Below are 14,150 nucleotides of genomic sequence, written 5' to 3'. Positions count from 1 at the left end.
CATCCGTTCACCAGAAACGTTATTGAAAGCAACGCTGGGAGCATTCCCACATTTGACGGTGACATAGCCAAAATTATCCCATTGCAATTTCTGTATCAGGCGGCCGGCCGTCCCGTCCCCTGCAAGGGGATCTGCAGGGCCAGCCGGCAACCGGCGCCCGAGGCCGGCACACCGACCTCGAACTGCCCGCCCAGCGCCGTCACCCGCTCGGCGATGCCGATCAGGCCAAAGCACTGCTTCTTGCGCTGCTGCTGGGGCGTGATGCCGATGCCGTTGTCGCTGATGGCCACGTACACGGCGCAGGCATCCGAACTGAGTTCGATCGCGACCTGGCTGGCCTGGGCATGGCGCATGACGTTGCTGAGCGCTTCCTGCACGATGCGGAACAGCACGATCTCGACCTGGCTGCCGATGGCGGAAAACAATGCCTCGTCGCGTATCAGCAGCTGGCAAGCAACGCCGCTGCGCTTGCGGAAGTCGCCCACCTGCCATTCGATGGCGGCTTGCAAGCCCAGGTCCAGCGCCATCGGGCGCAGCTCGTTCATGATGCCGCGCACGCTCTTGATGGTGGTGTCGACGTTGCTGAGCACGGCGCCGACCCGGCGGTGCAGGCGCGGATGGGAGCCTTCCGTGCGTGCGCTGAGCATGGAAATATCGATGCGCAGCGCCAGCAGGTTTTGCCCCAGTTCATCGTGGATATCGCGCGAAATGCGCTTGCGCTCGTCTTCCTTGGCCGTTTCCAGGTGCAGCGCCAGCTGGCGCAGCTGCGCATGCGACTGGCGCAGGGCGCCATCCATCAGCTTGCGTTCGGTGATGTCCGTGTGCGCCACCACCACGCGCAGCGGCCCTTCGCCGAGGAAACGGCTGATCCTGGCCTGCGACCAGCGGGGACCCGAGCGCGTGGCAAACTCATATTCGAGCGCAAACGTGTCCGCGTTGCCGGCGATGACGGAGCGGATGCCGGCGGCCAGCTCGCGCCCGGCGCTGCGCTGCCAGCGCGGGTCCGTGTCGCAAAATTCCAGGTAATGCAGCGGCTGCGGCGTTTGCCCGACGAAGGCCAGGCAAGCCTGGTTGGCATGCACGACGCGGCCCGACCGGTCCAGCACCAGCACCCGGTCCGTCAGGGAATCGATGGTGGCGTGAAAGAAGCGCTCGGCATCGCGCAAGGCTTCCTGCGCCCGCTCGCGCTGGTGCACTTCCAGCTGGAGGTGCTGGTTGGCCCGCAGCAATTCGGCCGTGCGGTCGACCACCCTTTGGTCCAGCTCGCGGTGCAGTTCGCGCAAGTCCGCCTCGGCCAGCTTGCGCTCGGTGATATCGGAAAACACGCCGACAAAATGGCTGATCGCGCCATCCGGGCTGCGCATCGGCGTGATCGACAGCGATTCGACGAAACGCTCGCCATTCTTGCGCCGGTTTACCAGTTCGCCATACCAGCTGCCATCCTGGTGCAGGCTGCGCCACATGGCTTCATAAAAATGCGGCAAATGCGTGCCGCCGCCGAGGAAGGACGGATCGCGCCCGATGGCTTCCTCCGCCTGGTAGCCGGTGATGGTGGTGAAGGCGGGGTTGACGGAAATGATGCGGTTGGCGCTGTCCGTCACCAGCACGCCTTCGCGGATGCTGTCGAGAATGACAAATGCGCGCCGCAAGGCCGATTCGCGCGCGTGCTCGTCGCCCAGGTCCGTCACCAGCATGCGCGCCGTGGCGCTGTCCACATCGAAATTGGCTTCGATGCGCACCATGCCGCCCGCCATGCCCTCGAACAATTGCGCTTCGAGCACCTGCCGCGTGCCACTGGTGAAGACGGCGTCGAGAAAGCGCCGGAAGCCGCCCTGCGCCTGGGGCGCGACGAATTGTTCGAAACGCCGCCCCAGCAGCCGGTTCTTGTCGCGTTGCAACAAGCCGCAGGCCGCCACGTTGACACGCGTGATGACGCCTTCGCGCGCCAGCGAAAAATAGCTGACGGGCGCCTGTTCATACAGCTGCGCATAACGGTCGCGGCTGCTTTCATATTCATTTTTCAGCTGCTCCAGTTCGGCCAGGGCCGCGCTCTGCATTTCCAGCTCGATCTGGCTGACCTGCAACTCATGCAACTGGCGCATCACCTCTTCATTCGACTGCGGCAAGGGCTGGCGCTGCTGCGCCGCCAATTGCTCGGCCTGCTCTCGCAATCTGGCCGGCACGTTCTCCTCGTCGAATGGTTCGTTCATGACACGTTCTCGCCGCTATTGCCTGCCGCCGCAGCGCCGGACTGGATCTGGCGCAACTGGGCTTCCAGTACCTTCGACTCGGTAATATTAATAAAGGTCACCACCACGCCATCGATGACATTTTCCACCGTGCGGTACGGCATGATGCGCACGTTGTACCAGCGCCCGTTCTTGGTCTGCACTTGCCGCTCGCAAAACACGAGGCTGCGGATCACTTCCAGCGCGTCCGCCTCCAGGTTCGGGTAGGCCAGGTCGTTGACGATGTCGCTGAGCGGGCGGCGCAAGTCCGTCTGGATCAGCTTGTAGATTTGCGTGGCCGGCGCCGTGAAGCGGCGGATGCGCAGGTCGCTGTCGAGGAAGATGGTGGCGATATCGGTACTATTAAGCAGATTTTTCATGTCGCTGTTGACCAGCGACAAATCATCGACCTTCGATTGCAGCTCGGCATTGACGGTGTACAACTCCTCATTGAGCGACTGCATTTCTTCCTTCGACGTGGTCAGCTCTTCGTTCGCCGATTGCAACTCTTCATTGGTCGACTGCAATTCCTCGTTGGCCGATTTGAGCTCTTCGCGCGAGGTCTGCATTTCGTCGCGCACGGCCTGGATTTCATTGCGCGCCTGGATCAGCTGCTGCTCCAGTTCCAGCACCTTGGGATTCGGCGAGCGGCCGCGGCGCGCCTCGGCCACCAAAGGCACGCTGGAAAACGTGACGAAGACCATGCCGCGCAAGGATTCAGGCTGGCTCAGCGCTTCCGCGCTCAGGTCGACGCCCAGCGATTGTCCCAGGTGGTCCTTGACCACCAGCCCTTTCAGGCGCACCACCCTCTCGCTCTGCAAGGCTTCCTTGATGAGGCCAGCCAGCTCGTAGCGCAAGCCTTCGCGCGCCATCGCATGGATATTCCAGTTGGCCTTGCCGGCTGCCGGTTCGAGGAAGACGCCCGTGCGCCCGTTGATGTACAGGATGTCGCCATCCTGATTCAGCAGCGCGGCAGCCGGTGAATATTTCTGGAGCAATAATTGCTCGACATGGGATTGAATCTTTCCAGTCATGCTGACTTCTCTCGTGTCGCTAGGTGTAGGGGGGGATGCCAACGATACCTTGGTAGGAAAATACGTGGGCAGGCGCTGACGCGCCAGGTTGTCGAGGCGGCGGTACAGCCGGGTCGACGTGGTCAGCGGTGAAAACAGGTCGGAAAAATGGCCGGGCGTGTCGGCGCTGCCCAGCAGCAAAATTCCGTCGCGGTTCAAGGCGTAATGAAACAGGGGTATCAAACGCTGCTGCAGCTTGGCATTGAGATAAATCAGCAGATTGCGGCAGCACAGGATGTCGAGCTTGGTGAACGGCGGGTCGGAAATGATGTTTTGCTGGGCAAAGATGATCGTGTTGCGTATCTCTTTTTTCACGTGATAATCGTTCTTGTCGCGCAAGAAGAAACGCTCCAGCCGTTCGGCCGACACGTCGCTGCTGATGCTGTGCGGAAAGCGTCCCTGGCGCGCGCGGTCGATGGCGTCGGCCGACAGGTCGGTGGCAAAGATCTGCAGGCTGTACTTCGACGGCGGATTGATGCTGGCCACCACTTCATGGAATACCATGGCCAGCGAATACGCTTCCTCGCCCGTGGAACAGGCGGGCACCCAGGCCTTGAACGCGCGTCCTTCCGGGTGGGCCGCCAGCAATTGCGGCAAGGCGACCATCTTCAGGTATTCCCACACTTTCGGGTCGCGGAAGAAACTCGTCACGCCGATCAGCAATTCCTTGAACAGCAAGTCGATTTCGCCCGGATTGGCACGCAGATACGGCACGTATTCTTCCATCGACGTCATTTGATACAAGCTCATGCGCCGCTCGATGCGCCGCAGCACCGTGTTGATCTTGTAATCCGTAAAACTGTTGCCCGTGTGTTCGGACAGCAAGGCGACAATTTCCTGCAAGGAATTGCGCCCGTTCGGTTCATGGCCCGGCAGGCTGAGGAAGCTGCTGCGGAACAGATAGGTGATGATCTTGTCCGGCATCTTGTCGGGAAAGTCGACGAGGTCCACCACTTCCGCGGCAATCGCGCTTTGCGGCATCATGTCGAACTTGGCCGTGTCCGGATGCTGTGCCAGGGTCAGGCCCCCTGCCTGCTTGATCGCCTGCAAGCCGCGCGTGCCGTCATTGCCCATGCCGGAAAAAATCACGCCCACGGCCAGTTCGCCCAGTTCGCTTGCGAGGCTTTCGAAAAAGGTGTTGATGGGCAAGCGGTGCCCGCGCAGCTGCACCGGTTCGCTGAGCACGAAACGCCCCTTGGACAAGCCCAGGTCGGCATTCGACGGTATCACATAGATATGGTTGGGCCGCAACTCCGCCTGGTGCGTGATTTCCGTGACGGGGATGCTGGTGGCGCGCTGCAGCAGTTCCGGCAGCATGGCCTTTTGCGTGGGGTCCAGATGCTGGATCACCACATACGCAATCCCGCTCTCCTGCGGCACGTTCGCCAGGAAGGCAACGATGGGATCGAGTCCGCCGGCGGATGCGCCGATGGCCACCACGGGGAAAACGATGGTGGCCACTTCAGGGACGGAAGCATTGCTGTGTTTACTGCGTGTCATCTTCTGCAAGAGTGCAGCCACGGCCAAAGCGTCAGGCTGGGAATTGATAATCTTGCATTCTAGCACTCAAGATGCGCGGCAAAACACGAATTTGGCGCAGGGCTTTTCCCTGCGCCAGGCTGCCCCCTAGCCGTCCCCTTTACTGCGCCTGCGGCACGTGCCAGCCGCCGCCCAGCGACTGGATCAGGGCCACGGCCGTCGTCTGGCGGTCCGCCTGCGCCTGCACCAGCGAACGGCGCGCCGACAGGGCCGTCACTTGCGCCGTCACCACGTCCGTATAGCCGACCTGGCCCGCGTTGTAGCGGTTCAGGATCTGCTGCTCGACCTGGTCGGCGGCGGATGACGCCTGCTGGCGCAGGGCCAGCTGTTCGGCCAGCGCGCGCGTGGCCGACAACTGGTCTTCCACGGCGCCAAAGGCACTCAATACCGTCTGGCGGTAGCGCGCCACGGCCGCCTCGTGCCCCGCCTTGGCCGCATCCACGCTGGCCGTGGTGGCGCCCGCGTTGAACAGGGTTTGCGCGGCCGACACGCCCAGCGACCACAGGCTCGATGAGGCATTGAACAGGTCGCCCACCTTGCTGGCGCCGGAACCGTAGGAACCCGTCAGGTTCAGGCTCGGGTAATACGCGGAACGGGCGATGCCGATCTGCTCGTTGGCCACGGCCACCCGGCGCTCGGCAGCGGCGATGTCGGGACGGCGCTGCAGCAGGGTCGACGGCACGCCCAACGGCACTTCGGGCACGGTCAGGGTCCACGGCGCCACGGCCAGGCTGAACTCGGACGGCGCGCGGCCCAAAAGTATCGCGATCGCATGTTCCAGCTGCGCGCGTGAACGCGTCTGGCTGGACAGGTCGATCTGCGCATTGGCCAGCTGCGTCTGCGCCTGCAGCAGGTCGGACTTGGCGGCGATGCCCGAATTGAAGCGGTTGCTGGTGATGTCAAGCACGCGCTTGTAGCCATCGATGGTGGCATTCAGCAGCGCGATCTGCGCATCGCTCTGGCGCAGCGAAAAGTAATTGGTGGCCAGTTCGCCCTGCGCCGACAGGCGGGCGGCGGCCAGGTCGGCCGCGCTGGCGCTGGCGCTGGCGTCCGCCCCCGTCACGCCGGCGCGCAGCTTGCCCCACACGTCCGGTTCCCACGACGCGCCGATGGCGGCCTTGAAGTTGTTGTTGGTCTGCTGCTCGCCCCCGCCGCCCGAGCGGGCGCCGCTGCCCGTCAGGTTCACGGTGGGGAACAGCGAGGCGCGCTGTTCGCGCACCAGCGCGCGCGCCTGCTCGTAGGAAGCGATGGCGGCGGCCACGTTCTGGTTCGAGATGTCGATGCCTTCGGCCAGCTGGTTCAATTGGGCGTCGCCGAACAGGGTCCACCACGGACCCCGTTCCAGCGTGTCGGCCGGCACGGCCGGCTGCCAGCCTGCCGCCTCCTTGAACGTTTGCGGCGCGGCGGCCGTCGGCGTTTCATACGTGGGACTGACGGCGCAGCCGGCCAGCAGGACGGCAGCGGCCAGCGCCAGCAGGTGGCGTGCGGGAACGGCGGATGGAATAGGTTTTACTTGCTTCATGATTGTGTGCTCGGGTTATCTGGCCCAGGAATGCGGCTCAATTGCTGCTCGTCGGCGCTGCGCGTGCGCAGCTTGTCGAGCAGGATGTAGACCACCGGGGTGGTCAGCAATGTGAGTAACTGGCTGGCAATCAGGCCGCCGATGATGGCGACCCCCAAGGGCTGGCGTAGCTCTGACCCCTCGCCGAAACCGATCGCCAGCGGCAAGGCGCCAAGCGCCGCCGCCAGGGTGGTCATCAGAATGGGGCGGAAACGCAGCAAACATGCCTCGCGCACCGCCTCCACAGCTGTCAGTCCGCGCGAACGCTCGGCCTCCAGCGCGAAGTCGATGATCAATATAGCATTTTTCTTGACGATGCCGATCAACAAAAACACGCCGATCAGGGCGATGATGGAAAACTCCATGCGGAACATCAGCAATGCCAGCACCGCGCCCACCCCTGCCGACGGCAAGGTAGACAGCACGGTGATCGGGTGGATCAAGCTTTCGTACAGGATGCCCAGCACGATATAGATCACCACGATGGCGGCCAGGATCAGCAGCGGCTGCTCCTTGTTGCTGTCCTGCGCGCTCTTCGCCGAGCCCTGGAAGCTGCCGCGCACATTCACGGGCATGCCGATTTCCGACTCCGCCTGGGCCACGGCAGCCTGCCCGTCGCTGAGCGGATAGCCGTCGGCCAGGTTGAACGACACGGTGGTGGCCAGCTCCCCTCCCTGGTGGTTGATGGACGTCGCCGTCGAGCTTTCGGCAAAGCTGCTGAACGACGACAGGGGCACCATGCGCGCCAGTGTCGTGGACAGGGCCGAGCCGCTGGACGGGTCGCGCGCCGCCGTCGTGTTGGACGCCGTCGCGGCAACGCTGGTGGTGGCCGTGGCGGCGCTGGCGGCCGTCGTGCCGGTGGCGGCGACGGCGGCCGCATTCGACGCCGGCACGTACACGGAGCGCAGCGCTTCCGGGCTTTGCGCATAGCGGGGCGCCACTTCCATGATCACGTGGTACTGATTCAGCTCATCGTAGATGGTCGCCACCTGGCGCTGGCCGAAGCTGTTGTACAGCGCATTGTCGATATCCTTCACCTGTACGCCCAGCTGCGTGGCGCGGTCCTTGTCGATGGAAACAAAGGTTTCCACGCCGTTTTCCGCCTGGTCCGTGTCCACGTCGATCAGGGCCGGCTGCAGCTTCATCTGGTCGGCCAGTTTCGCCGCCCACTTCTTCAAGTCCGCCTGGTTGTCGCTGATCAGGGTGTACTGGTACGTGGAATTGCTGGAACGCCCGCCCATGCGCAAATCCTGCACGGGGTTGAGGAACAGCGAAATGCCCGTCACCTTGGCCAGCTGCGGACGCAGGCGGGCGATCACGGCTTGCCCCTTGTCCGTGCGCTGCGAGGCCGGCTTCAAGTCGATGAACATGAAGCCGCCCCCCGCCCTGCCGCCGCCCGTGAACCCGACGACGGTGGCGACGGCCGGATCGTCCTTGATGATGTCGACCAGCTGGCGCAATTTGGCCTGCATGGCCTGGAACGAGATGCTCTGGTCGGCGCGCATGCCGCCATTGATCTGGCCCGTGTCCTGCTGCGGGAAAAAGCCCTTGGGCGCGGCCGCGAACAGGTACACGTTCAGGCCGACGACGAACACGAGGATCGTCATCACGAGAGCCGCGCTGGACAAGGCCCAGTCCAGGCAGTGTTCATACACGTTCAGCATGCGCTCGAAACCCCGTTCGAACCAGCGCGCGACAAGCCCGGGCGGCTTGTGGTGCTCGCCGCTTTTCAGCAGCCAGGCGCACATCATCGGCGTCGTGGTGAGCGAGATGACGAGCGAAATCATCACGGCGGCCGACAGGGTCACGGCGAATTCGCGGAACAGCCGCCCCACCTGGCCGCCCATGAACAGCAGCGGAATGAAGACGGCCACCAGCGACAGGCTGATCGACAGCACCGTAAAGCCCACTTCGCGCGCGCCCAGCAGGGCCGCCTTGAAGCGGTCCATGCCTGCCTCGATGTGGCGCTGCGTGTTTTCCAGCACCACGATGGCATCATCGACGACAAAGCCCGTGGCCACCGTGAGCGCCATCAAGGAAAGGTTATTTAGCGAAAAGCCCAGCATGTACATCACGCCGAAAGTGCCCAGCAAGGAGACGATGGTGGCCACGGCGGGGATGATGGTGGCGCGCACGCTGCGCAAAAAGGCGCTGACCACCAGCACGACGAGCACGATGGACAGGATCAGCGTGAACTCGATCTCGTGCAGGGACGAGCGGATGGAATTGGTGCTGTCGGACGCCACCTGCAGCTTGATGTCGCCGGGCAGCTGCGCCTGCAGTTGCGGCAGCAGCGCGCGCACGCCGTCCACCGTGGCGATGACGTTGGCGCCGGGCTGGCGCGTGATCAGCACGATGACGGCCGGGTCGCCATTGAACAGGCCCAGGGTATTGCTGTTTTCCACGCCGTCGACCACTTCGGCCACGTCGTCGAGGCGGATGGCGGCGCCGTCGCGCCAGGCCACCACCAGGCTGCGGTAATCGGCGGCGCTGCGCCCGCCCGACGCCGTCGCCGCGCCCGAATAGATCTGCAGGCTGCGCTCGTCGCCGGAAATCGCCCCTTTCGGGCGGTTGGCGTTGCTGGCCTGGATGGCCGCGCGCACGTCTTCCATCGACACGGCATAGTGATTGAGCTGGTACGGCAGCAATTCCACGCGCACGGCCGGCAGCGAGCCGCCGCCCAGTTCCACGTCGCCCACGCCCTTGACTTGCGCCACCTTCTGCTGCACCAGGTTCGACACGGCGTCGTAGATCTGGCCCGGCGTGCGCGTTTTCGACGTCAGCGCCAGGATGATCACGGGCGCGTCGGACGGATTGGCCTTGCGGTAGGTCGGGTTGCTGCGCAGGGTGGCCGGCAAGTCCACGCGCGAAGCGGCAATCGCTGCCTGCACTTCGCGCGCGGCCGAATCGATCTTGCGGTTCAAGTCGAACTGCAGATTGATGCGCGCCGAGCCCGTGCCCGACGACGACGTCATCTCGTTCACGCCCGAAATCACGCCCAGGCGCCGTTCCAGCGGCGTGGCCACCGACGTGGCCATGGTCGCGGGGCTGGCGCCGGGCAGGCTGGCGCTGACGGAAATGGTCGGATAATCGACCTGCGGCAGCGGCGAGACGGGCAGCACGAAGAAGGCGCCGATCCCGGCCAGCGCGATGCCGATGGTCAGCAGCACGGTGGCGATGGGGCGCTTGACGAACGGTTCGGACAGGTTCACGCGGCGCTCCCCGCGTTATCGGCCGGCTTGTCCAGCTTCACCCCGGGCGTCTTGCGCGCGAAGCGCTGGCCCAGGCGGTCGAAGCCCAGGTAGATGACGGGCGTGGTAAACAGGGTCAGCACCTGGCTGACGATCAAGCCGCCGAAGATGGCCAGGCCCAGCGGACGGCGCAACTCGGCGCCCTCGCCCCAGCCCAGCATCAGCGGCACGGCCGCGAACAGGGCCGCCAGGGTCGTCATCAGGATGGGGCGGAAGCGCAGCAGCGCCGCCTGGTGGATGGCTTCCTGCGGGCCTTTCCCTTCGTCGCGCTCGGCCTCGATGGCGAAGTCGATCATCATGATGGCGTTCTTCTTGACGATGCCGATCAGGAGGATGATGCCGATGATGCCGATCACGCCCAGGTCTTGCCCGGAAATCATCAGCGCCAGCAAGGCGCCCACGCCGGCCGACGGCAGCGTCGACAAAATCGTCAGCGGGTGGATATAGCTTTCGTACAGCACGCCCAGCACGATGTACACGCAGACGACGGCGGCCAGAATGAGCCACAGCTGGTTCGACAGCGAGTTTTCATACGCGCCGGCCGCGCCGAGGAACGTCAACGTCACCGATGGAGGCAAGGCGATATCCTTTGCGGCCTGGCGGATGGCGTCGACGGCGCTGCCCAGGGCCACGCCTTGCGTCGTATCAAAGCCCAGCGTCGTGGCCGGGTATTGCGCCACGTGCGTGATTTGCAGCGGCGCCTGTTTTTCGCTGACGCTGGCAAACGCGGACAGCGGCGTCGACTTGCCGGAACCCGTGCGCACCTGCAGGTCCGACAGGTCGGACGGTGTCGTGACGATGCCCGGCTGCGCTTCGAGGATCACGCGGTACTGGTTGGTTTCCGTGAAAATCGTCGAAATAATGCGCTGGCCGAAGGCGTTGTACAGCGCATCGTCGACGGTGGCCGTGGTGACGGACATGCGCGCGGCGCTGTCGCGGTCGATGGCGACCGTCACGGCGGCGCCCGTGGCGCCCGCATCCGTGACGACGTTGCGCAGCTGCGTTTTTTCGCGCATGCGCGCCGCCAGCTTGCCGGCCCACTCGGTGACGGTGGCCGTGTCGGCCCCTTCGAGCGAGACGCGGTACTGCGTCGGCCCCGATTCCGCATCGATGGTCAGATCCTGCGTCGGCTGCAGATACAGGGTCACGCCGGCCACCTTGGCCACGCGGTCGCGCAGGCGCTCCATGATCTCGTCCTGGCTGCCGCTGCGCGGACGCTTGAGATTGATCAGCATGCTACCCGTGTGCAGCATGGTATTGTTGGCCGCATCGACGCCGACGAGGGAACTGAGGGTGTCGACAGCGGGATCTTCCAGCAGCGCGCTGGCGGCGGCCTGCTGCAAGGTGGCCATGCGCTCGTACGAGACGGCTTGCGAGGTTTCGATGCGCGCCTGCAGCTGGCCCGTGTCCTGCGTGGGGAACAGGCCTTTCGGAATCGTGATGTACAGAATGACGGTCAGCAGCAAGGTGGCCAGGGCGACGAGCAAGGTCAGGCCCTGGCGTTTCAAGACCCACACGAGCGCATGGTCGTACTGCACGATCACCTTGTCGAGGAAAGCCTGGATGCGCTGGCCCGTGGCGCTGATCTTTTCATCGGCGTGGCTCTTCAGCCAGCGCGCCGACATCATCGGCACCAGGGTGAGCGACACCACGGCGGAAATCAGGATCGTGATGGCCAGGGTCATGGCGAATTCGCGGAACAAGCGGCCCACCACGTCGCCCATGAACAGCAGGGGAATGAGCACGGCGATCAGGGAGACGGTCAGCGAGATGATGGTAAAGCCGATCTGCGACGCGCCCTTCAGGGCGGCGGCCATCGGCGTTTCGCCCTCCTCGATGTAGCGGGCGATGTTTTCGATCATGACGATGGCGTCATCGACGACGAAGCCCGTGGCAATCGTCAGCGCCATCAGGGACAGGTTGTTCAGGCTGTAGCCGAGCAGATACATGACGCCGCAGGCGCCGATCAGCGAAATCGGCACGGACAGGCTGGCGATCACGGTGGCGCGCATGCTGTGCAGGAAGGCGAAGATCACCAGCACCACCAGCAGCACGGACAGCAGCAGTTCCATTTCCACGTGTTCGACGGAAGCGCGGATGCCCGTCGTGCGGTCGCTCAGCACGTCGAGCTTCATGGCAGCCGGCAGGCTGGCCTGCAGGTCGGGCAGCAGGGCCTTGATGGCGTCGACCGTCTTGATGACGTTGGCGCCGGGCTGGCGCTGCACGTTCAGGATGATGGCCGGCTGCTTGCCGGACCAGGCGCCCAGGCGCGTGTTTTCCGCGCTGTCGACGACGTTGGCCACATCAAGCAGGCGCACGGGCGCGCCGTTTTTATAGGTGATGATCAGGCGCTTGTAGTCTTCCGCCGTGACGAGTTGATCGTTCGCGTTGATGGTGAACGAGCGCGTGGGACCGTCGAAACTGCCCTTGGCGCTGTTGACGTTGGCCGCCGCGATGGCCGTGCGCAGGCTGTCGAGGCCCAGGCCGTAAGAGGCCAGCAATTTGGTGTCGCCCTGGATGCGCACGGCGGGACGCTGGCCGCCCGACAGCGACACGAGGCCCACGCCGTTGACCTGGCTGATCTTCAGCGCCAGGCGCGTGTTGACGATGTTCTGCACCTGCGTCAGCGGCATCGTGTCCGAGGTAATCGCCAGGGTCAGCACGGGCGCGTCGGCCGGGTTGATCTTGGCGTACACGGGCGGCGCCGGCAAGTCGGTGGGCAGTAGCGAGCCGCCCGCGTTGATGGCGGCCTGCACTTCCTGCTCGGCCACGTCCAGGGTCTGGCCCAGGGTGAATTGCAGGGTGATGATGGAAACGCCGGCCGCGCTGGTGGAACTCATGCGCTGCAAGCCGGACATCTGCCCGAACTGGCGCTCCAGCGGCGCCGTCACGGTCTGCCCCATGACTTCGGGACTGGCGCCCGGGTACAGGGTCTGCACCTGGATGGTGGGGAAGTCCACCTGCGGCAAGGCGGCCAGCGGCAGGAACTTGAAGCCGACCAGCCCCGCCAGCACGATGGCCAGCATCAGCAGCGCCGTGGCGACGGGGCGCTTGATGAAGGGAGTCGATGGACTCATTGCGCTGCGCCCTTCGCCGGCGCAGTAGCTGGCATTGCGGCTGGCGCGGATGCCAATGCGGACGCCGAGGCGCTGGCCGCGCCGTCAGCATGCTGGCGGCGGTGGCGGCGTTCGCCGTTCGCCCCGGCGGCACCGGCAGCACCGGCGCCGCCCATGGCAGGCTTGTCGCCCGCCAGGGTGACTTTCGCGCCTTCCTTCAGGCGGTCGGCGCCTTCCGTGATGACTTGCTCTCCCGCCTCCAGGCCGGCGCGGATTTCCACCATGTCGGTGGTAGCCTGGCCCCGCGTGACCATGCGCACGGTGACGGTCTTGTCCGCTTTCAGCACGTACACGAAGTCGCCGTTGTTGCTGTGGCGCAGGGCCGTGACGGGCACCAGCACGGCGCCCGTGATGTTGCCCAGTTCCAGGCGCACGTTGACGAACTGGCTGGGAAACAGGGCCATCTTGTCGTTCGTGTAGCGGGCCTTGGCGCGCACGGTGCCCGTCTGCACGTCGACCTGGTTGTCGAGCGCCGTCAAGCTGCCCTTGTCCAGGGTATGCGTGCGCGTGCGGTCCAGCGCCAGCGCCGCCAGGGCCGTGCCGCCATTCAGGCGTTCCTGGATCGTCTGCACCTTATCCTGCGGCACGGAGAATTCCACGTCGATGGGCGACAGCTGCGTCACCACCACCACGCCGCCCGTGTCGCTGGTGCTCACCAGGTTGCCGATATCGACCACCTTCAAGCCCGCGCGGCCGCTGATCGGCGACACCACCTTGGTGTAGCCCAGGTTCAGCCTGGCCGTGCCTTCGGCGGCGCGGTCCGTCATCACGGTACCTTCCAATTGTTTGACCAGGGCGGCCTGCGTGTCGACGTCCTGGCGCGCGATGGAATCCTGGCCCAGCAGGGTTTGATAGCGTTTCAGGGTCAGGCGCGCATTTTCCAGCTGCGCTTCATCGCGCTGGCGCTGGCCCGTGGCCTGCATCAGCGCCATCTCGAACTGGGCCGGGTCGATCTGCGCCACCACCTGGCCCGCCTTGACCATGCCGCCTTCCTTGAATTTCAGCTCCTTCAAAATGCCCGACACTTGCGGGCGCACCGTCACGGTGGACGCGGCCGTCACCGTGCCCAGCGCATCGAGCACCACGGGCAAGTCGGATTTCACGGCCGTGGCCACGCCCACGGTGGTCGAGGGGCCGCCGCGGCGCCCGCCCGGGCCTCCCGGCCCTCCGGGGCCACCGGCGCCGGGCTGCGCACTGACGCCCGAATGGGTCAGGTACCAGGCACCGCCCCCCAGCGCAGCCATCACGGCCAGCGCGATGACCGTGCCGACGATTTTCGAACGGCGGCTGCGCCGCGGGGTGTTGGGTGTAGTCTGCGAATCCATCGCTTATCCTTGTCTAGGCCGCTGGCACGGCGAGTCTGTGGCGCCGGCCGAGGTGGA

Annotated in this window: 6 protein-coding genes; all 6 read right to left on the bottom strand. The window is 64.9% G+C overall.

Going from position 1 to position 14,150, the window contains the following annotated elements:
* Positions 1-95: 95 nt before the first annotated feature.
* The 6 genes from NCG91_RS23865 to NCG91_RS23840 all read right to left on the bottom strand — a co-directional run bounded on the left by NCG91_RS23865 (position 96) and on the right by NCG91_RS23840 (position 14,093).
* Positions 96-2,210 carry a sensor histidine kinase gene (locus NCG91_RS23865; protein ID WP_251351475.1) on the bottom strand — a complete coding sequence of 705 codons (2,115 nt, stop codon included), beginning with the start codon at positions 2,208-2,210 and terminating at the stop codon, positions 96-98.
* Positions 2,207-4,801 carry a chemotaxis protein CheB gene (locus tag NCG91_RS23860; protein ID WP_251351474.1) on the bottom strand — a complete coding sequence of 865 codons (2,595 nt, stop codon included), beginning with the start codon at positions 4,799-4,801 and terminating at the stop codon, positions 2,207-2,209. The genes NCG91_RS23865 and NCG91_RS23860 overlap by 4 nt, the downstream gene beginning before the upstream one ends.
* Positions 4,802-4,940: 139 nt before the next feature.
* Entirely contained in the window at positions 4,941-6,362 is a 1,422-nt protein-coding gene (locus NCG91_RS23855) for an efflux transporter outer membrane subunit (RefSeq protein WP_251351472.1), read from the bottom strand.
* Complete coding sequence (locus NCG91_RS23850; protein ID WP_251351471.1) at positions 6,359-9,613, bottom strand: efflux RND transporter permease subunit; 3,255 nt, start codon at positions 9,611-9,613, stop codon at positions 6,359-6,361. Before NCG91_RS23850 ends, NCG91_RS23855 begins: the two co-directional genes overlap by 4 nt.
* Positions 9,610-12,729 carry an efflux RND transporter permease subunit gene (locus tag NCG91_RS23845; protein ID WP_251351470.1) on the bottom strand — a complete coding sequence of 1,040 codons (3,120 nt, stop codon included), beginning with the start codon at positions 12,727-12,729 and terminating at the stop codon, positions 9,610-9,612. The genes NCG91_RS23850 and NCG91_RS23845 overlap by 4 nt, the downstream gene beginning before the upstream one ends.
* On the bottom strand, positions 12,726-14,093 hold the full coding sequence (locus tag NCG91_RS23840; RefSeq protein ID WP_251351468.1) for an efflux RND transporter periplasmic adaptor subunit: 1,368 nt from the start codon (positions 14,091-14,093) through the stop codon (positions 12,726-12,728). Before NCG91_RS23840 ends, NCG91_RS23845 begins: the two co-directional genes overlap by 4 nt.
* Between the last annotated feature and the right edge of the window lie 57 nt (positions 14,094-14,150).

It is taken from the genome of Janthinobacterium kumbetense (assembly GCF_023703445.1).
Classification (GTDB): domain Bacteria; phylum Pseudomonadota; class Gammaproteobacteria; order Burkholderiales; family Burkholderiaceae_D; genus Janthinobacterium; species Janthinobacterium kumbetense.
Note: the sequence above shows the minus strand (reverse complement) of the source record. Positions and strands in the feature narration are given on the sequence as shown.

Excerpts from the sequence above, each read along its gene's own strand:
- NCG91_RS23865 (WP_251351475.1), bottom strand. The coding sequence starts at position 2,210 with ATGAACGAACCATTCGACGAGGAGAACGTGCCGGCCAGATTGCGAGAG.
- NCG91_RS23860 (WP_251351474.1), bottom strand. The coding sequence starts at position 4,801 with ATGACACGCAGTAAACACAGCAATGCTTCCGTCCCTGAAGTGGCCACC.
- NCG91_RS23855 (WP_251351472.1), bottom strand. The coding sequence starts at position 6,362 with ATGAAGCAAGTAAAACCTATTCCATCCGCCGTTCCCGCACGCCACCTG.
- NCG91_RS23845 (WP_251351470.1), bottom strand. The coding sequence starts at position 12,729 with ATGAGTCCATCGACTCCCTTCATCAAGCGCCCCGTCGCCACGGCGCTG.
- NCG91_RS23840 (WP_251351468.1), bottom strand. The coding sequence starts at position 14,093 with ATGGATTCGCAGACTACACCCAACACCCCGCGGCGCAGCCGCCGTTCG.